Origin of the sequence: Micromonospora jinlongensis, assembly GCF_013410645.1 — a bacterium.
In the GTDB taxonomy this organism is placed as follows: domain Bacteria; phylum Actinomycetota; class Actinomycetes; order Mycobacteriales; family Micromonosporaceae; genus Micromonospora; species Micromonospora zamorensis.
Genome location: NZ_JACCHK010000001.1, coordinates 3,363,015 through 3,383,747 on the forward strand (window position 1 = coordinate 3,363,015; position 20,733 = coordinate 3,383,747).

Here is a 20,733-nt window from a genome sequence, read left to right on the forward strand (position 1 = left end):
GTCGGGTGACCGACAGCCTCGTCGGCGGCCTGTGGAAAACCCACCAAAGCCTGTGGACAACGCTGGACAGCGGCCTGGGCGCCTGTGGACAACGATCGACCGAACGCGAAGTCACGGTCACGATTGGTGACCATGAGCCGCACCGTACTGCCCCGTCCCACGCTGCTGCCCGGCCTCAGTCGGCTCTGGCGGGACCGGCACACCCTCCAGCTCGGCGTCGGCCCGGGGCCCGCCGTGCTGCTGGAGCTGGCCAATCCCCGAGCCGCCCATCTGCTCGACCTGCTCGACGGCACCCGCAGCGAACGCTCCGTCCTGGCGCACGCGGCCACCGTCCGGGTCACCGCCGACGAGGCACGTACGCTGCTCGACGCCCTGCGTACGGCCGGCCTGCTGGTGCCCGCACACAGCCTGCTCCCCCGCGACCTGGCCGGCCCGGTCCGCGCCCGGCTGGCGGCGGAGGCCGGCGCGCTGGCCCTGGCCGCCGCTCGACTGCCCGGCACCCCCGCACAGGTCCTGCGCCGTCGGCGGACCACCCGGGTCGTGCTCACCGGCGCCGGGGCGCTCGGCGGGCCTCTGACGGTGGCGTTGGCCCAGGCCGGCGTCGGGCAGGTGATCCCCCACCTCACCGGCCCGGTCCGCCCCGTCGACCTCGTCGGCACGGGAATCCCCGCCACCGAGCTGGGCCACCCGCTGGCACCGGCGGTGCGGGCCGCGGTCAACCGCGTCGCACCGGGCACCGGCACCCAGCGGGGCCGGGCCACCCGGGTGGACCTGGTGATCCAGCTCGGCACGGACCGGCCACCCGCGCTGGTCGCTGCCGGTCTGGCCCAACGCCGGCAGCCACACCTGCTGGTCACGCTGCGCGAGGGCGTACCGGTCGTCGGGCCGCTGGTCCGCCCACCGGCCGGGCCCTGCCTGCACTGCGTCGAGCTGCACCGGGCCGACCGCGACCCGGACTGGCCGCGGCTCGCCGCGCAACTCGCCGCCACCGACCCGGTCGCCGCCGGCGCGACCAGCACGCTGCTGGCAGCCATCGGGTACGCGCTGGCAGAGGCGCTGACGCAGCTCGACGGCGGTCAGCCGGAGACCCTCGGTGGGGCCATGGAGATCACCGGCGCGGGCCGTTTCCGCCGTCGGGGCTGGCCGCCACACCCGGCGTGCGGGTGCTCGCGGGGTCGAGTGTCCGCACCAGCCCGGCCGCAGACCAGCAGCGGAGCCCTCCGGTCGGTAACAATGACGGTGTGACCGACATCCCGCGCCGCGCCGTGTCCCGCACCGCCAAGCTCGCCGCCCTGCCGCTCGGCTTCGCCGGCCGGACCGTTCTCGGCATGGGAAAGCGCGTCACCGGGCTCGCCTCCGACGTGATCTCCGCGGAGATCCAGCAGCGCACCGCCGAGCAGCTGTTCAGCGTGTTGGGCCAGCTCAAGGGCGGGGCGATGAAGTTCGGCCAGGCGCTGTCGGTCTTCGAGGCGGCACTGCCGGAGGAGGTCGCGGCGCCCTACCGCCAGGCGCTCACGAAGCTCCAGGAGGCGGCACCACCTCTGCCGGTCGCCAGCGTGCACAAGGTGCTGGCCGAGCAGCTCGGCCCCGACTGGCGGGACCTGTTCGTCGAGTTCAACGACACCCCGGCCGCCGCCGCAAGCATCGGCCAGGTACACCGGGCACGGTGGCGGGAGCCGGGGTTCGACGAGTCCGGCGCACCGAACAGCCGCGATGTGGCGGTCAAGATCCAATATCCCGGCGCCGGTGAAGCGCTGCTCTCCGACCTCAAGCAGCTCTCCCGGCTGGGCGGGATGTTCCGGGCCATCCAGCCCGGTCTGGACGTCAAGCCCCTCCTGGTCGAGCTGCGCGAGCGGATCACCGAGGAACTGGACTACGAGCTGGAGGCCGAGTCGCAGCGCGCCTTCGCCGCCGCGTACGCCGACGACCCGGAGATCTACATCCCACAGGTGATCAACGCGGCCCCCCGGGTGCTGGTCACCGAGTGGGTGACGGGCACCCCGCTGGCCGACATCATCCGCGAGGGCACCGAGGAGGAGCGGGACGAGGCGGGCCGGTTGATGGCCACCCTGCACCTCTCCGCTCCGCAGCGGGCCGGGCTGCTGCACGCCGACCCGCACCCGGGAAACTTCCGTTTGCTGCCCGACGGCCGACTCGGGGTGATCGACTTCGGTGCGGTGGCCCGGATGCCGGAGGGCACGCCGGAGCCGATCGGTCGCATCGCCGCGATGGCCCTGCGCGGCGACGCCGACGAGGTGGTGGCGGGTCTGCGCTCGGAGGGCTTCATCGGCGCCACCGAGCAGATCGACGCCGAGGGGGTGCTCGACTTCATCCGTCCGATGCTGGAGCCCATCGCGGCGGACGGGTTCCGGTTCACCCGGGCCTGGCTGCGGGCCGAGGCGGGTCGACTCGCCAGCCCGCGCTCCCCCACGTACCAGCTGAGCAGGCAGCTCAACCTGCCGCCGTCGTACCTGCTGATCCACCGGGTGACGCTCGGCTCGATCGGGGTGCTCTGCCAGTTGGAGGCGAAGGCCCCGTACCGCAGCATCCTGGAGCGTTGGCTGCCCGGCTTCGCCCCGGTTGCCTGAGGACGTCCAGAAGGGCGGGTGCCGGTCGGCACCCGCCCTTCTGTGTGCGGTGGTACTAGAGAACGCCCAGGTCGCGTGCCGTCTGGTTGCGGCTGTTCATGGCGACGGTACGGGCGGATCGGGTTGCCTCAGTGCTCGTGGTGGTACGACCGGCCTGAGGCCGCCGCATTCGAGCCCGGGACAACGCTTCGTGGAGTAGTTGCATCTCGAAGGCTCCACTCGGGACGTTGAACATCGTCTTCTCACTCACTGCCGGTGTGACACCGGCGTAGTTGGTACGGATCGGGAACACGTCAGGCTGCCAGCCGGACCGCGCCACGCACCTCGGACAGCCCACTGGCCGCCAGGCGCGCCTCGGCCTCGACGCGAAGCTCGGCGTCACGAGCGACGTCCTCCTTACGCGGACGGCCACGGGGCCGCTTACGCGGGACGACCGCGCCACGCTCGAAGATCTCGCCGCCCCAGACGCCCCAGGGCTCCGCTCGCTCAACGGCTCCGGCCAGGCATTCGACGCGCAGCGGGCAGTCCCCGCAGAGCGACTTGGCCAGCTCGAGCTCGGTGGGCGAGTCGGAGAACCACAGGTCGGGGTCGAACTTCCGGCAGGGCAGGTTCGCCTCCATCTCGACGCTCATGTCGAGTGGGGCCAACGCCAGACTCATCTCCCGGTCACCTCTCTCTCACATTCGATCTCGTGGATCGCATTCCGACGTACTTACGGCGGGCAAAAAATTGAGGCCGCGGATCCCGGTAAGCGGGTTCCGCGGCCTCGAGGTGAGCCGGTGTCTGATGGTCAGACCGGTTTACCTCGAGGTGGAACGCCGCGGACATCCATGCGCTTCTTGGCGATCTGGATGCCATTGCCCGTGGAGCCACTGGTCCCCTCGACTCCGACTGGTGCGAGGGTCAGGCTCAGCTCGGTCTGAACCTGGTGCACCTGCGGAACCGACGGTCGTGCAGCCGCGAGGGCCACCCGGACAGCCGACAGCGGAGCGTGGACAGACGGCATCGCCGCCAGACGCTCATAGGTGAAGATCTCCACGGGTGCCACCTCCCTCACGTTCCTCGGATCGACTGGACCAACCCCCGTGAGCAGCCGGAATGGCGCCGCTCGCGTGGTGTGTCCTGAGGCTATTCCTCGCGCCGGGGCGAGGGCAAACGAATTTACGACGAGATTTCGAAAGTTTTCTCCGGGCAGACATCGTCCACCCCCGCGCCCCCCACCAGCGCCAGCACCGACTCCCCATAGAGGCCCAGCTTGCGGGGGCCGATGCCGGCGATGGCGATCAGTTCCTCCGACCGCTCGGGCCGCCGCTCGGCCAGCGCGATGAGCGTCGCGTCGGTGAACACCACGTAGGCGGGGACCTTCTGCGCCCCGGCCACCCGCTGCCGCCACTCGCGCAGCCGTTCGTGCAGCTCATCGTCGATGTCGGACGGGCAGGTGGGGCATCGGCCCAGCTTGCGGTCCGGGCCGGCGAGCAGGGTGGCGCCGCAGATCCGGCAGGAGACGATCTGGGTGCGACGCCGCTCGGTGCGTTTGGCTGCCGGGCCGACGCCGCCGGCCGCCCGTTCGGTGCCGCCGGAGCGGTCCAGCTGGGGCAGGAACCGTGACGGCCGCCGGGCCCGTCCGCCCGGCGAGCGTGCGGCGGCGTACGACAGCCAGAGCCACTGCCGCGCTCGGGTGATCCCGACGTAGAGCAGCCGACGCTCCTCCTCGACCTGCTCGACGGTCTTGGCGTACGTGGTGGGCATCGTGCCCTCGGCGAGGCCGATCAGGAAGACCGCGTCCCACTCCAGCCCCTTGGCGGAGTGCAGCGAGGCGAGGGTCACCCCGTCCACCGTCGGCACGTGCTGCTGGGCGGCCCGGCGGGCGAGCTCCTCGGTGAAGTCGGTGAGGGTGACGGGACGTTCCACCGACGCGGCCTCGCCGATCGGCACCACCTCGGGGCTGGCCGCGTACTCCTCGGAGAGCTGGACCAGCGCGGACAGCGCCTCCCAGCGCTCGCGGGCGGCGCCACCGGCCGGGGGTGCGTCCGGGGCCCAGCCGACCGCGGTGAGCGCCTCGACGACGGCGGCCGGCAGCGGCGTCTCTCCGGGGATCGAGCGGGTGGCGGCGCGAAGCGCGACCATCGCCTGACGTACCTCGGTCCGCTCGAAGAAGCGCTCCGCGCCCTGCACGACGTACGGCACCGCGGCCTCGGTGAGCGCCTTCTCGTACGCCTCGGACTGCGCGTTGACCCGGAACAGCACGGCGATCTCCTTCGCCGGCGTGCCCGCGTCGATCAGGGCACGGCAACGCGCGGCGACCGCGTTCGCCTCGGCCGGCTCGTCGGTGAAGATCCGCAGGTCCGGCTCGGGGCCGGGTGGGCGCTGCCCGCGCAGCTCCAGCCGCAACCGTGCCTCGGTGCCCCGGGCCTGGGAGATCACCGCGTTGGCCAGCCCGACCACCTGCGGGGTGGAGCGGTAGTCGCGGACCAGCCGGACCACCGTGGCGTTGCGGTGCCGGCGGGGGAAGTCGACCAGGTACGCCGAGGTGGCCCCGGTGAACGAGTAGATCGTCTGGCTGGCGTCGCCGACCACGGTCAGGTCGTTGCGGCCGGCCAGCCAGGCGTCCAGCAACCGCTGCTGGAGTGGGTTGACGTCCTGGTACTCGTCGACCACGAAGTGCCGGTACTGGGTGCGGATCTGCTCGCCGACGTCCGGATGCTCCTCGATGCCCCACACCGCGGCACGCAGCATGTCCTCGAAGTCGATCACGCCGTTCGAGCGTTTGAGCTGCTCGTACGCGGTGAACACCTCGGCCACCTTCGCCGGCTCGTGCGGTGTGTCGCGCAGCGCCCGGGCGGCCGCTACCACGTAGTCCGTCGGCTCGACCAGCGACGACTTGGCCCACTCGATCTCGCCGGCCAGGTCGCGCGCCGCGGCCCGGTCGGTGCGCAGGCCGACCCGGGCCGCGGCGAGGGTGACCAGCCGCACCTTGCTGTCCAGCAGCTCGGGCATGGCCCGGCCGGACAGCAGGCGGGGCGCGAAGTACCGCACCTGCCGCAACGCGGCCGCATGGAAGGTCCGTGCCTGAACACCTTGCGCCCCGAGCAGAGTGAGACGGTGTCGCATCTCGGCGGCGGCCCGGGCGGTGAAGGTGACCGCGAGCACGTGCCGGGGGGATATCTCACCGGAGAGTGCCCGGTGGGCGATCCTGGAGGTGATCGCCCGGGTCTTGCCGGTGCCCGCGCCGGCCAGGATGCAGACCGGGCCGGCGGGTGCGGTCACCGCGGAGCGCTGCTCAGGGTCCAGCCCGGCGAGCACATGTTCCGACGCTGAGTGAACCACCACAACCAGGAATCATCTCAGCTCCCCTCAGCGTTGCAGCGAACAGCCTCGGCTTGATCCGCAAGCCGCGGCCGGAGGAGTTGGAGGATCCGACCATGTTGACGATGTATTCCACCCCCTGGTGCGGCTACTGCCACCGGCTGAAGTCGCAGCTCGACCGGGAGGGCATCGGTTACGAGGTGGTCGACATCGAGCAGGACCCGAAGGCCGCGGAGTTCGTGATGAGCGTCAACGGCGGCAACCAGACGGTGCCGACCCTGCGCTTCGACGACGGCAGCGCCCTGACGAATCCCTCGATCACCCAGGTCAAGCAGCACCTGGAGACCCTCACCGCCTGACCGGCCAGATCACTGTCGACGAGCGGCCGCCCCACCCGGGGCGGCCGCTCGTCGTGTTCCGAGGTCGGTCACCGTGGCGGCGGAAGGTGGGTGCCGGTCGCCAGCGGCCGGTCGGCGTCCTCCGCCGGTCGCCGGGGCGCCGGGAGCACCGGGAGGGTCGGCGTGGACGGGCGGGTGCCGGTCGGCGCGCTCAGGTGCCGGCCCCGCCAGAGGTAGCCGCCGGCGACCAGGGTGGCCACCCCGACCAGCGCGAACAGCAGCCGGTAGTCCAGGAACCCGACCAGCAGGGCGCCGGCCCCGATGGAGAACGCCTGCGGGCCGCTGACCACCGCCTGCGTGGCCGCGGCGACCCGGCCGACCAGCGTGGGCGGGGTCCGCCGCTGGATCAGCGTGTGCAGCCCGACCATCGTCAGCGGGAGCGAGACGCCGGCCAGCAGCACCGCCACGAACCCGAGCCGGATATCGGGGTACGCGAGCGCGAGCGCGGCCGGCGAGAAGAACGCGACCCCGGCGGCCAGTGTGCCGACCTCACCGAGCCTGCGGACCAGCGCCGGTGAGCAGAGCCCGCCGAGCAGCCCACCCACGCCCTGCACGGTGACCAGCACGCCCACGAACGCTGCGTCCCGGTTCAACCCCTGGTCGACGTACGCGAAGATGAGCGACTCGCTGAAGCCCATCACCAGTGATCCCAGCCCGTAGCCGAGCAGTGCCCGGCGCAGGGCCGGCTCGCCTGCCAGGTGCCGCAGGCCCGCGCCCAGCTCGGCCGGCCAGCGCAGCCGGACGGGCGGTGGCGCCTGCTGCGGAGTGGGTAGGGCGGTCACCACCGCCGCGGCGGTCAGAAATCCGACGATGCCGATCCCGGCCAGCGCCCACCCACCGAGCGCCGCGTACAGCGCCGCGCCGGCCAGCGGGCCGATCAGCCGCATCCCCTGCCGTACGGTCTGGAGCAGGCCGTTCGCCTCCGCCAGCAGCTCGACCGGCACCATCTCCCGGAGCAGCCCGCTGAGCGCCGCGCCGAGCGTGATGGACGACAACCCGTAGAGGGCGGCCACCAGGTAGACGATCCAGACGTCGCCCGCGTGCCGGACGGCGAACAACGGGGTGAGCAGGGCGGCGGTGAGCACGTTCGCGGCCAGGAAGAACGGACGACGCGGGTACCGGTCGACGAACCAGCCGACCAGCGGTGCCAGCATCATCGGCGCGATGACCGCGAAGATCGTGGCACCGGCCAGCCCGTTCGAGCCGGTCAGATCCTTGACCCAGATGGCGAGCGCGAGCAGCAGGATCGACTCGGCGGTCATGCTGGCCAGCAGACCGCCGAAGAGCAGGCGGAAGTCGGGTCGGCGCAGGATCGTGCGCATGGGTCCCTCCGGCGGGATGGCCTGCCCGGCTGGGCGAGGTCGACGTGGGCCGCGACCGCGGGTCCGTCATCGTCCGGCATTCCCGTGGTCCGATTTTTGCAGGACACGCCCCCGCCGGAACCTCCGACACCGGTCGCGCCGTCCATACTGACCGTGGGGGGCGAATTTCATACAGTTACCGTCGCGCCAGCGGCGGTCGACGGGAAAGAGGACACTGTGCCTCCTGCCGCACCCAGCCCGATCCTGCGTCGCCGCCGGTTGGGCGTCGAGCTGCGCCGTCTGCGTGAGGCCGCGGGCCTCACCGGCGACCAGGTCATCGAGCGTATCGGTTGGGCCTCCGCGTCCAAACTGTCCCGACTGGAGAACGGCCGCAGCCGACCGGACCCGCAGGACGTCGGCGACCTGCTGGATCTCTACGGCGTCGACCAGGCGGTGCACGACGAGTTGCTCGGCATCACCAGCGAGGCCGGCGACATGCGCGGCTGGTTGAAGAACTTCCCGGTGATGACGCAGCAGCAGCGCAGTTGGGCCGAGCTGGAGGCGGGCTGCGCCGAGATCTCCGAGTACAACCCGGTGCTGGTGCCCGGCCTGTTGCAGACCCCGGGCTACGCCCAGGTCCGGATCGTCTCCGCCCGTCAGGTGGGCGCGGGCGCGGGCGAGCCCGAGCCCGACGACGAGCCGGAGACCGAGGTGCAGGCGCGGATGGCCCGTCAGTCGTTGCTGACCCGTGAGCCGCACGCGCCCCGTTACACCGCCGTGCTGGAGGAGGCCGCTCTCGGCCGTCGCGCCGGGCCGCCCGAGGTGCTGCACGAGCAACTGCTCCAGCTCTGTGAGCTGGCCCTGCTGCCGAACGTGACGCTGCACGTGCTGCTTCGCGACACCCAGATCGGCAATTGGTACCTCCCGCCGACCGCGTTCTCGGTCTACCGGTTCGCCGATCCCCTCGATCCGGAGACATTGGCCATCGAAGGTGGCTTCACCGACGTCATGTCGACCGAGGCAATCGCGCTAAATCGCTATAAAGTGGTGTTCGAGTGGCTATGCACGTCGGCACTGAACGCCGAGGACACCCTCTCCTGGCTGATCGAGTCAACGGGACGGCTGACCGAGGCGACGCCCCCATCCACAGTGGCGTTCGGGCCGGCAACGGCGCCGACCCAGCGCCGCCGGGCCTCGGGGCGGCTGACGGATCGGTGATCCACGGGGGACCGACCCTCCGTCGGGGCGTGCGGCACCACTCGTCCCATCGGATCGCTTCACATCAGGAGCAGAACCATGAACGACATCCGTAACACGCCGTCCGTCTCCGCTCACTCGCTGGCGGATGCCCCGTGGCGTACCAGCACGCGCAGCCAGACCTCCAACTGCGTGGAGGTCGCCCCACTCAACGCCGGCCCGTCGGCGGTCGCCCTGCGCGACAGCAAGGACCGAGGCGGTCCGGTGCTGCTGTTCAATCGCGCAGGGTGGCTCGGTTTCATCACCGGAGCAAAGAAGGGCCAGTTCGATCTGAACTGATCCGGTGACAGGTACGGGGCCGTCGGCACACTGCCGGCGGCCCCGTCGCCGTACACGCCCGCCGACGTCCCTGAGCTGCATCCACCGATCGGACGACGCTCCGAACTGATAGGCGCGTTTCAGTTGCTGGGACGAACACGGGGCGTAACATGGCCCTCGGATACGTGGAACTTCCACACTGGCTTATCCGTCGCGGCTCATCCGGAGACCCTCATGCGGTTCCTGATCGTTCGCACCGACATCCGCGCCGTCGCCGACGGGGACATCGCCGCTGCCTGGGCAGACGGCCACCGACTCCGCGACGAGACGACCACCCCCGAGCCGCGACGGCAGACCGTGCACGCCGAGGACCGGGACGCCGCACTGCTGCTGGCCCGCGCTCTGGCCACTGTCGGCGCGGTCCGCGCCGGCAAACAACGGGTCAAGGTCGTGCCGCTGGTCGAGCCGCGCGCGGCCTTCCGACACAGACCGGGCCGCAACGGCACCTGACTCGACAAGACGTCCGTCGTGATCGGATCGGCTCCCCCGCCGCGTTTATCGCACCCACCGACCACGACGGCCCGTGTTCCCGGCCCGTGACCGCCGCGGCAACGGCGGCCACGGGTCGGGACCGTGCTTCACCGGTCGGCGTCCACCCAGCCGTCCAGCCACCGGTGGATGAGGAACAGCGCGATCGACGACGGCGGCGGCAGGATCAGCTGGGCACCGTCACCCACGTCCACCGTCCGCCCGGCCAGCGCCGCCCCGATCTCCCGGCGCGAGAACCACCGGGCGTACGCGATCTCGGACGGGTCGACCCGCACCGGATCGTCCGGGTTAGCGGTGGCCAGGAAACCCAGCATCAGCGAGCCGGGGAACGGCCACGCCTGGCTACCCACGTACCCGATGCGCTCGACCCCGATGCCCACCTCCTCGCGGACCTCGCGCAGCACGGCGGCCTCCGCCGACTCGCCGGGCTCGACGTAGCCGGCCAGGCAGGAATAGCGCCGGCCGCCCGGGGTGCCCGGCCAACCGGCGTTGTTGCCGAGCAGGCAGCGACCGTCCGAGCCGTCCACACCGTCATGCACCAGCACGATCATCGCCGGGTCGGTACGCGGCCAGATCCGCCCACCGTTGCGGTCCACCCGGGACCAACCCGCCTCGTCCATCGCGGTCGGCGCCCCGGTGGTCGCCGAGTAGCCGTGCCGGGTGTGCCAGTTGACCAGCGCCAACGCCGTGGTGAAGATGCCGGCCTCCCGGTCGGCCAGCAGGTGGCCCACCTCGCGCAGGTTGACCGCCCGGGTCCCCGGTAACGCCGGCAGCGGCGCGTCGACCGCGAAGACCGGCACCCCGTCCGGCTCGACACCGAGGAACATCGCCGTCGACTCGGACCCGGCCGGCACGTCGGCCGCGCGGAACAGCACCAACGCCGGTGGGGACGTGTCGGTGCGGGCCAACGTCCGACCCTCGTCGGTCGAGTCGAGCAGCAGCACCCGGCCACGCAGCCACGCCTCGGTCAGCCACTGCGAGTCGCCCCGCCGGTGGGCGGCCCGATCCAGCGTGGACCGCGCCAACGGCGGCGCCGCCTCCCCACTCACGCCAGCGCTCCGCTACGCTCCGCGCCGCCGTGAGACGGCCCGCTGCTGAGCCGCCGGGCTCGCTCGCTCACTGCTTCAGCTCGGTCTGGACCGTGGTCAGCGCGGCGAGGCCCGGGGTGACCCGCTCGGCGTCACCGAGCACCACGACCGCCGCCCGAGCCGGTGCCAGGTACCGGGCGCCGGCACGCGCGACATCGTCGATGCTCGCCTTCGCCAACCTCGCCGCGTACTCGGCGAGGAAGTCGAGGCGCAGCCCGTTGCCCGCGTACGCGCTGGTCAACGCCGCCAACCCGGCCTGGGTGGACATGCCGAGCTGGAGGGTGCCCAGGGCGTACTGACGGGCCTGCTCCAACTCCTCGGGCTTCGGTGGCAGCGACGCCAACCGGCCCAACTCGTACGTCGTCTCCAGCAACGCCGGCCCGGTGACCTCGGTGGCCACCTCGGCGGAGGCCACCAGCACCGACCCGGCCACGGAGTGCTCGATCCCCGAGTGCGGGCCGTACGTGTAGCCCTTGTCCTCGCGGATGTTCTCCACCCAACGGGAGGAGAAGTAACCGCCGAAGATCAGGTTGGCCAGTTGCAGCGGGGCGTGGTCAGGGTCGGTGCGGGACACGGCCGGAAGCGCGATCCGCAGCGAGGACTGCACCGAGCCCGGCCGGTCGACCAGCAGCAGTGGGCCCGGCTCCAGCGGCGGCGTCGCCGGCAACTCGGCCACGCGCCCGGCGCCGGCCCAGCCGCCGAGCGCCCGCTCGGCGGCGTCCAGTGCCTTCTCCGGCTGCACGTCACCGACCAGCACCAACTGCGCGCCGGCCGGATGGACCCGCTCCTCGTGCAGGGTGCGCAACGCCGCCGGTCGGACGGCGCGGATCTGGCCCGGCTCCGGGGTCTGCGTCGCGTACGGGTGGCGGCCGTAGATCCGCTTCAGCAGCGCCTCCCGGGCCAGGTGCGCCGGCTGGCTCTGCGCCACCTGGATCCGGTCGACCAGTCGGTCCCGTTCGGTGGCCACCTCGTCGCTCGGGTAGCTGGCGCTGGTCAGCACCTCGGCCAGCAGCTCCAGCATCCGGTCCAGGCCGGTGACCAGCCCGGCACCCGAGAGCATCAGCCGGTCCGGGTCGACGCCCGCGGAGAGCCCGCCACCCACCTTCTGCAACTCCGCGGCGAGCTGCACGCTCGTCATCGACTCGGTGCCGGAGAGCATCGTCTGCGAGAGCATCGCGCCGCGAGCCAGGTGCACCCGACCGAACGGCACCCAGAGCCGCAGCTCGACCAGCGGCACGGCGGGCCGGCGTACGGCGATCACGGTGAGACCGTTGCGCAGCGTACGTTCGGCCTGCTTGGGCACCTTGAGCTTGCGGGTCGGCCCCAGCGGCGGCAGCGTACGCGGCCCGACGGGAGCGGTTTTCGTACCAGTCATCGGGCGCCTCCGGCGATGACCTCGATGGCGGCCCGGCGCTCCGGCCGCAGAGTGGCCGCGGCCGCCCGGACCTGGTCCTCGGTGACGTCGCCGACCAGCCGGGGCAACTCGTTGAGCAGGCCCGGTTCGCCGCGTTGCTGTTCCAGTACGGCCATCCGCAGCGCCCGGCCGAGCACCGCGTCGGTGTCCCGCAGCAGATGGGTGGCCATCCGGGCCTGGGTGCGGGCCAGCTCACCGTCGGTCAGCCCGTCGGTGGCCAGCCGGTCCAACTCCTCGTCGATGGTGCGCAGCACCTTGTCCACGTCGCCTCCGGGCGGCAGGTGCGCCTGCAACAGCAGCGCGGTGGGGTCGCGGACGTCGAACGGGTCACCCATGAAACCGAGGTATCCGCCGAGGCTGGTCACCGTGCGGTCGCGCTGCACCAGCCGCTCGACCAGCCGCGACGCGTCGCCGTCGGTGAGCACCTCGGCCAGCACCACGTACGGCAGGTAGCCGGCGAAGTCGGTGACCGGGTCAGGCACGCGCCAGGCGCCGGCCACCGCCGGCAGCGGCGCCAGGGCATCCGTGTACGAGGTGCGCCGCTCGGCGGTCAGCTCGGGCTCGGTGAAGTCGGGCCGTTCCGGTGCCGGTCGGGCCGGCACGTCACCGAAGTGGCGGGTGACCAGCTCGGTCGCCTCGGCCACGTCGATGTCACCGCTGACGGCGAGGACCGCGTTGCCGCTGGCGTAGTAGCGGCGGAAGAAGTCCGCCGCGTCGGCGACGGTCGCCGACTCCAGGTCGTCGAACGAGCCGTAGCCGTCGTGCGCGTTCGGGAAGGTGTCGAACATGACCGGCGGCAGGGTCAGCCAGGGGAAGCCGCCGTACGGCCGGTTGAGGACGTTGACCCGGATCTCCTCCTTGACCACGTCGACCTGGTTGCGCAGGTTCTCCTCGGTCAGTCGGGGGCCACGCATCCGGTCCGCCTCCAGGAACAGCGCGCGTTCCAGCGCGTTGCTCGGCAGCGTCTCGAAGTAGTCGGTGTAGTCCAGGTGGGTGGAGCCGTTGAAGGTGCCACCAGCGCCCTGCACGTGCCGGAAGTGGGCCAGCTTCTCCAGGTTTTCCGACCCCTGGAACATCAGGTGCTCGAAGAGATGGGCGAAGCCCGTGCGCCCCTCCGGCTCCGAGCGGATGCCGACGTCGTAGACCACCGCCACCCCGATCACCGGGGCACTGCGATCAGGGGTGAGCACCACCCGCAGGCCGTTGTCGAGGGTGAACCGCTCGACCGGATACTTCGTCGCTGGAATTCTGGATCTCCGCGCCGCCACGGGATCGACCCTAGCGCGTCGGCACCCCCGCCACCCGCGACCTCCCGGAGCCGCCGCCACCGCGAGGGCGAGACGGCGGGTGCGTCGGGCAGTGGGGTGACATCCGGGACCGGTGGCAAGCGGGCGACCGGCGGTACGGGGACAATGGGGGGATGAGACGAGAGGCACGCCTGATGCGGTTGACCGGGGCGCGCGCGAGCGGCGCGGTGGCTACGGGCGCGCGGGCTACCGGCGCGGCAGCCACCGGCGCGCGGGCGGCGGGCGCGGCGTCGCTCGGCGCCCTCGCCGTGGGGGCGGTGGCCGTCGGGGCCGTGGCCGTCGGGGCGCTGGTCATCGGCCGGCTGGCGATCCGCCGGGCGGTCGTGCGGGAGCTGCGCGTCGGCCGGTTGGAGATCGACGAGCTGGTGGTGCACAGCCGACCCGCCGCCGAGGGATAACCCGGGTCGGCGCGAACCGCGTCGAGCGAGGCTTACCGCGACCCCACGCGTCGTTCATCACCCGCCGCGTGATGCCGCTCGGATATCGGGCGGACAAGGGGCAGCACCTCGGCGCCGACCCGCTCTGCCTCCTCCCGGTGCGGCCAGCCGGAGAGGACGAACTCGTCGACGCCGAGCGCCGCGTACTCGTCGATGCGGGCCGCCACCTCGGCGTAGCTGCCGACCAGCGCGGTGCCGGCGCCCTCGCGGACCAGACCGACGCCGGCCCAGAGGTTCGGCGCGACGGTGAGCCCGTCGGTGCGACCGGCGTTGAGCGCGGCCATCCGGGCCTGACCGACCGAGTCCATCCGGCGGAACCTGGCCTGGGCGGCGGCGATCCGCTCGGGGCTCATCCCGGCCAGCAGCCGGTCGGCCTCGGCCCACGCCTCGGCGCCGGTGGGTCGGGCGATGACGTGCAGCCGCAGACCGGTGCGCAGGGTGCGGCCCTGCTCGGCGGCGAGCGCACGGACCCGGGCGACCCGGGCGGCGATCGACGCCGGCGGTTCGCCCCACATCAGGTACACGTCGGCCTGTCGGGCGGCCACCGTCTCGGCGGCCGGGGAGGCGCCGCCGAAGTAGACCGGCGGCGGCTCGGCGAGTGGGGTGGCCAGGCCGCCCTGGTCGACCCGGTAGTGCTTCCCGGCGTAGTCGAAGGGCCGGCCGGCCCAGGCGCGGCGGAGCACCTCGATGAACTCGCCGGTGCGCGCGTAGCGGTCGTCGTGTCCGAGGAAGTCGCCGTACGCCCGCTGCTCGGCCGGGTCGCCGCCGGTCACGATGTTGAGCGACAGCCGGCCACCGGAGATGGCCTGGAACGCCTCGGCCTGCTGGGCGATCAGGGTGGGCAGCGCGAAGCCGGCCCGAACGGCGACCAGCATGCCGAGCCGCTCGGTGTGCTGGGCGACCGCCGCGCAGACGATCCACGGGTCGGGGCAGCCGGCGCCCACGGGCGTGAGCACTGCGGTGAAGCCGTGTGTCTCGGCGGCCCGGCCGACCTCGGCCAGGTAGGCCACGGTGGCGGCCCGGTCGTGCCGGGCGGCGCCCGCGGTGACGGTGGCGGCACCGACCTGGTCGCCGTCGCCGGAGGTGGGCAGGAACCAGTGGAAGCTCATCGCGAATTCGCCTCTCTGCCGATCACCGAGTCCGGTTTAACCTAGCAAGCTGGTAGGAAATACCGACATAACTGAGACGCGCCATCCCGCCATGTGGATGGGTCTTGACGCTGACCGCAGCCTGGCCCAGTCTTCCTACCAACTAAGTAGGAATACTGCGGATTGGATGGACGATGAGACGGCTTCCCATGCGCCGGTTGGTCACCCTGGCCACTCTCGCCGCCCTCGGTGCGGCGACCCTGGGCAGCACCGCCGCGTGCGGCGACGACAGCGAGGGCACGGGCGGCAGCTCCGGCCCGGTGACGCTGCGCCTCGGCTACTTCCCCAACATCACGCACGCGCCGGCCGTCGTCGGCGTGGAGAAGGGCATCTTCGCCGAGAAGCTCGGCGCCGACGTCAAGCTGGACCCGAAGACCTTCAACGCCGGCCCGGCCGCAATCGAGGCCGTCTTCTCCGGCGCGCTGGACGCCACCTACATCGGTCCGAACCCGACAGTGAACGCCTTCTCCAAGTCCAAGGGTGAGGCCGTCCGGGTCATCTCCGGCGCGGCCTCCGGCGGTGTGGCGCTGGTGGTCAAGCCCGGCATCGCCGGCGCGCAGGACCTGAAGGGCAAGAAGATCGCCACCCCGCAGCTGGGCAACACCCAGGACGTGGCGATCCGCTACTGGCTCAAGCAGCAGGGTCTGACCACCACCAAGGAGGGTGGCGGCGACGTCAAGATCGTCCCGCAGGAGAACGCCCAGACGGTCGAGACGTTCAACAGCGGCGCGATCGACGGTGCCTGGGTGCCCGAGCCGTTCGCCTCCCGCCTGGTCAACGCCGGCGGCAAGGTGCTCGTCGACGAGCGCGACCTGTGGCCGGACAAGAAGTTCGTCATCACCAACCTGCTGGTCAGCACGAAGTTCCTCAAGGCACACCCGGACGTGGTGCAGAAGCTGGTCGACGGCCAGGTGGCCGCCAACGAGTTCGTCAACACCAAGCCCGAGGAGGCCCAGCAGGCCATCTCCGAGGCGATCGGCAAGATCACCGGAAAGCCGCTGGACCTGAAGCTCATCAAGCAGGCGTGGCCGACGTTGGAGTTCACCAACGACCCGATCGCGACCTCGCTCAAGGCCGGCCTCGACCACGCCGTCGAGGTCGAGCTGACCGAACCGGTCGACCTCAAGGGCCTGTACGACCTCAAGTACCTCAACAACGCGCTCAAGTCGCAGGGCAAGCCCGAGGTCGTCCAGCCATGACGTCGACCACGACGACGCCGCAGAGCGCGACCACCGCGGTCGCGCTCTCCGGCGTGACCAAGGTGTACGGGCGCGGGCCGAACGCCGTCCTGGCCCTCGACGGTGTGTCGCTGGACGTCGCACCCGGCGAGTTCGTCTGCCTGGTCGGCGCCTCCGGCTGTGGCAAGAGCACCCTGCTGAACCTGGTCGCGGGGCTGGACCGGCCCAGCGGCGGGCAGATCACGCTGGCCGGCGACGCTAACCCGGGGCTGATGTTCCAGGAACCGGCGCTGTTTCCCTGGCTGACCGTCGACGGCAACGTGGAGGTGCCGCTGAAGCTGCGCCGGCTGCCCCGGGCCGAGCGGCGCGAGCGGGTCGCCGAGTTACTGCGTACGGTGCACCTGGCCGACTTCGGCCGCAAGCGCCCGCACGAGCTCTCCGGGGGCATGCGGCAGCGGGTCGCGCTGGCCCGCACGCTGGCCCTGGACACGCCGGTGCTGCTGATGGACGAACCGTTCGGGGCGCTGGACGCGATGACCCGGGACATCCTGCACGACGAGCTGGAACGCATCTGGTCCGAGCGGAACCTCTCCGTGCTCTTCGTGACGCACAACGTCCGCGAGGCCGCCCGACTGGCCGACCGGATCATCCTGCTCTCCAGCCGTCCCGGCCGGATCATCTACTCCACCGAGGTGGACATCCCGCGCCCCCGACGGATCGACTCCCCCGAGGTCGCCGCCATCGCCGCCGAGGTCACCGAGCGGCTCCGTACGGAGGTGGGCCGCCATGGCCAGTGACACCCTGACCAACACCGCGCGTACCGACGCGCAGATCTCCGGCCTGGACGCGCTGGAGATCGCCGGCCGGGACCAGGAGGTTTCCCGGGGTTCCCGGATCTGGGCCGCCACCTGGCCCAAGCTCGCCGCGCTGGCCATCGCCATCCTGGCCTGGCAGTTGGTGGTCTGGTCGGGTTGGAAGCCGCCCTACTCGCTGCCGGGACCGCTGGAGGTCGGCCGCGAGCTGGTCAACCAGGCTCAGGGCCCGCAGCTCTGGGAGGGCCTGGTCACGACGTTGCGGCGGGCCGCCGTCGGCTATGTCTTCTCGGTCGCGGTCGGCCTGCTGCTGGGCCTGGCGGTGGCCCGGTCCAAGGTGCTCCGGGCCGCCATCGGCTCGATGATCACGGCGTTGCAGACCATGCCGTCGATCGCCTGGTTCCCGCTGGCCATCCTGCTGTTCGAACTGAGCGAGAAGGCGATCTTCTTCGTGGTGGTGCTCGGCGCGGCGCCGTCCATCGCCAACGGGGTGATCTCCGGTGTGGACTACGTGCCACCGCTGCTGCTGCGCGCCGGTCGCAACCTGGGCGCCCGGGGGCTCAACCTCTACCGGTACGTCATCGCGCCGGCCGCCCTGCCGGCGATCGTCGCCGGGCTCAAGCAGGGTTGGGCGTTCTCCTGGCGCAGCCTGATGGCCGGTGAGCTGATCGTGGTCGGCATCTCGCAGACGTCGCTCGGCGCGCAGCTGACCTACTCCCGCGAGCTGTCCGACGCACCCTGGCTGCTCTCCACCATGATCGTCATCCTGGTGCTCGGCCTCGGCGTGGATGCTGCCTTCGGCGCGGCGGACAAGGCGATCCGGCGGCGCTGGGGCGTGCTCGACCAGGCGGGCAACTGACCCGTGTACGTCTCCGCGCGCAGCGACTATGCGCTCCGGGCGATGCTCGCCGTCGCCGCCGCCAGTCGCGGCGACGGCGGGAGCGGAGGCGGTGAGTTGGTGAAGGCCGCCAGCCTGGCCGAGGTGCAGGACATCCCGCTCAGCTTCCTGCAGGGCATCCTGCTCGACCTACGCCGAGCCGGTCTGCTGCACAGCCATCGCGGCGCCGACGGCGGGTACGCGCTGACCCGCCCAGCCGACGAGATCACCGTCGGGGACGTGTTACGGGCGGTCGGCGGTTCGCTCACCACGGTGCGCGGCCTGCCGGCCGAGCGCGCCGGCTACCACGGCGTGGCCGCCGGGCTGACCGACGTCTGGCTGGCGGTGCACGGGGCGATCGCCACGGTGGTCGACAGCACCACCCTGGCCGACCTGCTCACCCGCAACTCGACCGACCACGCCCCCACCACCTCGTGAACGGCGGCGGTGATGTGGTCGGGTCGGTGCCCCGCCGACCCGACCACATCTCGTACCGATCCTGACCGGGCCTGCCCCTCCGCCGGCACCGGTCGGCCGGTCGCTGCTCAACCCACGTGTGCGACCGCCGGGCCGGAGCCCTGGTCGCCAGGGCCGCGCAGCTCCACCAGGCCGGCGGGAGCGTTACCCGCCGGGGTGGCGTGCCAGGGTGCGAAGGCCGCAACCATGGCGAGCAACAGCCCGGCGAGCGCGACCGCGACCACCAGGATCAGTTCGCGTAGTGCACCCGAGCCGGCTTCGCCCGCCATGGTCACCCCTCCCGGGCCGGGCCCCCCGCCCGGCTCTCCCCCGCTGGTCAGCCTTGACCACCGTCAGCCGTGGCGCAGTCGGCCAGCCGACCGAGCAGAGGCTGATTACCGACTCAGAAGTTTGGCCGGCCAGGGCCGAAGACAGACCGACCCGCCTCGCCGAGGCGGGGCGGGTCGGTCGAGGCGCGGAAGATCAGACGGTACGAGGGCGGCGCGGACGGCGGGACCGACCCGACGCCCGGTGTGCCGGGCGGGCGCCGCCATCGGTGGCGGTGCCACCGGCACCGCGTCCGCCACGAGCGGCGGGAGCCGGAGGCGCGACGATGGTCACCGGCACCCCGGACGGCTCACGCGCACCGGTCACCCGGGCCAACGCCTCGCCATCGGAGCGCACCTGGACCGACTCGGGCCGGATGCCGGCGGTGGCCATCAGCCGGGACACGTCCCGACGCTGCTCGGGCAGGACCAGGGTGACCACAGAGCCGGACTCGCCGGCCCGGGCGGTCCGGCCGCCCCGGTGCAGGTAGTCCTTCGCCTCGGTCGGCGGGTCCACGTTGACGACCATGTCCAGGCCGTCCACGTGAATGCCCCGAGCCGCGACGTCGGTGGCGACCAGAGCGGTCACCTGGCCGTTGCGGAACTGCTCCAGGATCCGGGTGCGCTGCGGCTGGGACTTGCCGCCGTGCAACGCGGCCGCGCGTACGCCCTTGGACAGCAACTGACGCGCGAGGCGGTCGGCGCGGTGCTTGGTTCCCATGAACAGGATGGTGCGGCCCTCGCGGGCGGCGATCCGGGTCAACGCGTCGGGCTTGTCCAGCGCGTCGACGTGCAGCACGTGGTGGGTCATCGCCGTCACGGTGGCGGTGCCCGGGTCGACCGAGTGGGTGACCGGGTTGCTCAGGAAGCGGCGGACCAGCCGGTCCACACCACCGTCCAGAGTGGCGGAGAAGAGCATCCGCTGCCCCTGCGGCGCGACCTGCTCCAGCAGCTTGGTGACCTGCGGCAGGAAGCCCATGTCGGCCATCTGGTCGGCCTCGTCCAGCACGGTGATCTCGACCTGGTCGAGCCGGGCGTCGCCGCGGTTGATCAGGTCGTGCAGCCGGCCGGGGGTGGCGACAACCACTTCGGCGCCAGCGCGCAGAGCGTCGGCCTGCCGCTGCAACGACAGCCCGCCGACGACGGTGGCGCAGCGCAGCCCGACAGCGCGGGCGTACGGGGCGAGCGCGGTGGTGACCTGCTGGGCCAGCTCACGGGTCGGCACCAGCACCAGGGCCAGCGGGCGACCCGGCCGGGCCTTACGGCCGGCGGTGCGGGACAGCAGCGCAAGCCCGAAGGCAAGGGTCTTGCCCGAGCCGGTACGACCCCGGCCCAGCACGTCCCGGCCGGCGAGCGAGTCGGGCAGCGTCGCCGACTGGATCGGGAACGGCTCGTTGATGCCCTGCGCGGTCAACGCGGTGAGCAACGCCGGTGCCAGCCCGGTATGAGCGAAAGAAGGAATAACTGTGGTCATGCGGAAGCCTTCCTCGACGCGGCACGTGTCGAGGGAGGGCGCCGAAGTCGGCGCTGTCACCGGCGGCAAAAAGGCAGCCGGGACTCACAAGCACGAACCGATTGGAGTACGGGCCGGCCCGCCACCGGGCCGCCGCCTGCGGAGGCAGGCGGCGGCGAGGCGGGCCGGTCCCGTCACCGTCACGCCCGGAGGGCGCGACAGGTAATGCTGACCGATCCGAAGATCAGAGCGGGCGGATGTTCTCCGCCTGCGGGCCCTTCTGGCCCTGGGTCACCTCGAACTCGACCCGCTGGTTCTCGTCCAGGCTCCGGTAGCCGGAGGACTGGATCGCCGAGAAGTGGGCGAAGACGTCAGCGCCGCCGCCGTCGGGGGTGATGAAGCCGAAGCCCTTGTCAGCGTTGAACCACTTCACGGTGCCAATAGCCATGTGTTTCGTCTCCTTGACGGAACGTCGGACTCGCACTTGTTGCGTGCCCGAAGAGGAGCGCTCCGCGCGGGGATGCGCGAATCGCCTGTCGCTTCTGGTCGCCCCGCCCGGAGAACTCCGGACACAACAAAG

Annotated in this window: 22 protein-coding genes; 11 read left to right on the forward strand and 11 right to left on the reverse strand. The window is 72.0% G+C overall.

Translation table 11 applies throughout. From position 1 onward, the window contains the following. Nucleotides 1–132: 132 nt before the first annotated feature. Both HNR22_RS14700 and HNR22_RS14705 read left to right on the forward strand, forming a co-directional pair. Nucleotides 133–1,245: a TOMM precursor leader peptide-binding protein gene (locus tag HNR22_RS14700; protein WP_179780860.1), complete on the forward strand. Its 1,113-nt coding sequence runs from the start codon at nt 133–135 to the stop codon at nt 1,243–1,245. Beyond that, nucleotides 1,242–2,588, forward strand: a complete 1,347-nt coding sequence (locus HNR22_RS14705; protein WP_179780861.1) for an AarF/UbiB family protein — start codon at nt 1,242–1,244, stop codon at nt 2,586–2,588. The genes HNR22_RS14700 and HNR22_RS14705 overlap by 4 nt, the downstream gene beginning before the upstream one ends. 293 nt (nt 2,589–2,881) lie before the next feature. On the opposite strand, the gene HNR22_RS14710 is transcribed toward HNR22_RS14705, so the two are convergent. From HNR22_RS14710 to HNR22_RS14720, 3 genes are all read right to left on the reverse strand, one after another. Continuing rightward, on the reverse strand, nt 2,882–3,247 hold the full coding sequence (locus tag HNR22_RS14710; RefSeq protein ID WP_030490434.1) for a WhiB family transcriptional regulator: 366 nt from the start codon (nt 3,245–3,247) through the stop codon (nt 2,882–2,884). Between the two features lie 131 nt (nt 3,248–3,378). Then, nucleotides 3,379–3,627, reverse strand: coding sequence for a hypothetical protein (locus tag HNR22_RS14715; RefSeq protein WP_179780862.1), 249 nt, complete (start codon nt 3,625–3,627; stop codon nt 3,379–3,381). Between the two features lie 122 nt (nt 3,628–3,749). Beyond that, nucleotides 3,750–5,918, reverse strand: a complete 2,169-nt coding sequence (locus HNR22_RS14720; protein ID WP_179780863.1) for a UvrD-helicase domain-containing protein — start codon at nt 5,916–5,918, stop codon at nt 3,750–3,752. Between the two features lie 92 nt (nt 5,919–6,010). Between HNR22_RS14720 and HNR22_RS14725 the strand changes: the two genes are divergently transcribed. Beyond that, nucleotides 6,011–6,253, forward strand: coding sequence for a mycoredoxin (locus HNR22_RS14725; protein ID WP_088952000.1), 243 nt, complete (start codon nt 6,011–6,013; stop codon nt 6,251–6,253). Between the two features lie 68 nt (nt 6,254–6,321). On the opposite strand, the gene HNR22_RS14730 is transcribed toward HNR22_RS14725, so the two are convergent. Continuing rightward, nucleotides 6,322–7,614: an MFS transporter gene (locus tag HNR22_RS14730; RefSeq protein WP_179780864.1), complete on the reverse strand. Its 1,293-nt coding sequence runs from the start codon at nt 7,612–7,614 to the stop codon at nt 6,322–6,324. Nucleotides 7,615–7,830: 216 nt separating this feature from the next. Between HNR22_RS14730 and HNR22_RS14735 the strand changes: the two genes are divergently transcribed. The 3 genes from HNR22_RS14735 to HNR22_RS14745 all read left to right on the forward strand — a co-directional run bounded on the left by HNR22_RS14735 (nt 7,831) and on the right by HNR22_RS14745 (nt 9,618). Beyond that, entirely contained in the window at nt 7,831–8,811 is a 981-nt protein-coding gene (locus tag HNR22_RS14735) for a Scr1 family TA system antitoxin-like transcriptional regulator (RefSeq protein ID WP_179780865.1), read from the forward strand. A gap of 78 nt (nt 8,812–8,889) precedes the next feature. Next, entirely contained in the window at nt 8,890–9,129 is a 240-nt protein-coding gene (locus HNR22_RS14740) for a DUF397 domain-containing protein (protein ID WP_088950053.1), read from the forward strand. 213 nt (nt 9,130–9,342) lie between these two features. Then, nucleotides 9,343–9,618 (forward strand): hypothetical protein, encoded by a 276-nt coding sequence (locus HNR22_RS14745; protein ID WP_179780866.1) that lies wholly within the window; start codon nt 9,343–9,345, stop codon nt 9,616–9,618. Nucleotides 9,619–9,746: 128 nt separating this feature from the next. Here the strand turns inward: HNR22_RS14745 and nudC are convergent, their stop codons facing one another. The 3 genes from nudC to HNR22_RS14760 all read right to left on the reverse strand — a co-directional run bounded on the left by nudC (nt 9,747) and on the right by HNR22_RS14760 (nt 13,427). Further along, a complete protein-coding gene (gene nudC, locus HNR22_RS14750) occupies nt 9,747–10,706 on the reverse strand; it encodes an NAD(+) diphosphatase (protein WP_179780867.1) in 960 nt (319 codons plus the stop codon). 67 nt (nt 10,707–10,773) lie between these two features. Further along, entirely contained in the window at nt 10,774–12,120 is a 1,347-nt protein-coding gene (locus HNR22_RS14755) for a M16 family metallopeptidase (RefSeq protein WP_179780868.1), read from the reverse strand. Next, nucleotides 12,117–13,427, reverse strand: a complete 1,311-nt coding sequence (locus tag HNR22_RS14760; RefSeq protein ID WP_179780869.1) for an insulinase family protein — start codon at nt 13,425–13,427, stop codon at nt 12,117–12,119. The genes HNR22_RS14755 and HNR22_RS14760 overlap by 4 nt, the downstream gene beginning before the upstream one ends. 152 nt (nt 13,428–13,579) lie before the next feature. On the opposite strand from HNR22_RS14760, the gene HNR22_RS14765 reads away from it, so the two are divergent. After that, a complete protein-coding gene (locus tag HNR22_RS14765; RefSeq protein ID WP_179780870.1) occupies nt 13,580–13,864 on the forward strand; it encodes a hypothetical protein in 285 nt (94 codons plus the stop codon). Between the two features lie 32 nt (nt 13,865–13,896). Here the strand turns inward: HNR22_RS14765 and HNR22_RS14770 are convergent, their stop codons facing one another. Continuing rightward, nucleotides 13,897–15,012, reverse strand: coding sequence for an LLM class flavin-dependent oxidoreductase (locus HNR22_RS14770; protein ID WP_179780871.1), 1,116 nt, complete (start codon nt 15,010–15,012; stop codon nt 13,897–13,899). A gap of 173 nt (nt 15,013–15,185) precedes the next feature. Here HNR22_RS14770 and HNR22_RS14775 point away from each other — a divergent pair, with 173 nt between their 5' ends. From HNR22_RS14775 to HNR22_RS14790, 4 genes are read left to right on the forward strand one after another with little or no spacing between them, the layout of a single operon-like run. Next, a complete protein-coding gene (locus HNR22_RS14775) occupies nt 15,186–16,250 on the forward strand; it encodes an ABC transporter substrate-binding protein (RefSeq protein ID WP_179780872.1) in 1,065 nt (354 codons plus the stop codon). Beyond that, on the forward strand, nt 16,247–17,026 hold the full coding sequence (locus tag HNR22_RS14780; RefSeq protein ID WP_088950061.1) for an ABC transporter ATP-binding protein: 780 nt from the start codon (nt 16,247–16,249) through the stop codon (nt 17,024–17,026). The genes HNR22_RS14775 and HNR22_RS14780 overlap by 4 nt, the downstream gene beginning before the upstream one ends. Next, nucleotides 17,016–17,900 carry an ABC transporter permease gene (locus tag HNR22_RS14785; protein WP_179780873.1) on the forward strand — a complete coding sequence of 295 codons (885 nt, stop codon included), beginning with the start codon at nt 17,016–17,018 and terminating at the stop codon, nt 17,898–17,900. The genes HNR22_RS14780 and HNR22_RS14785 overlap by 11 nt, the downstream gene beginning before the upstream one ends. 3 nt (nt 17,901–17,903) lie before the next feature. Beyond that, nucleotides 17,904–18,356, forward strand: coding sequence for an Rrf2 family transcriptional regulator (locus HNR22_RS14790; RefSeq protein WP_179780874.1), 453 nt, complete (start codon nt 17,904–17,906; stop codon nt 18,354–18,356). 107 nt (nt 18,357–18,463) lie between these two features. On the opposite strand, the gene HNR22_RS14795 is transcribed toward HNR22_RS14790, so the two are convergent. The 3 genes from HNR22_RS14795 to cspE form a co-directional block, all read right to left on the reverse strand. After that, entirely contained in the window at nt 18,464–18,664 is a 201-nt protein-coding gene (locus HNR22_RS14795; protein ID WP_179780875.1) for a hypothetical protein, read from the reverse strand. Between the two features lie 193 nt (nt 18,665–18,857). Continuing rightward, nucleotides 18,858–20,174: a DEAD/DEAH box helicase gene (locus tag HNR22_RS14800; RefSeq protein WP_179780876.1), complete on the reverse strand. Its 1,317-nt coding sequence runs from the start codon at nt 20,172–20,174 to the stop codon at nt 18,858–18,860. Nucleotides 20,175–20,397: 223 nt separating this feature from the next. After that, nucleotides 20,398–20,601, reverse strand: a complete 204-nt coding sequence (gene cspE, locus HNR22_RS14805) for a transcription antiterminator/RNA stability regulator CspE (RefSeq protein ID WP_007464836.1) — start codon at nt 20,599–20,601, stop codon at nt 20,398–20,400. Between the last annotated feature and the right edge of the window lie 132 nt (nt 20,602–20,733).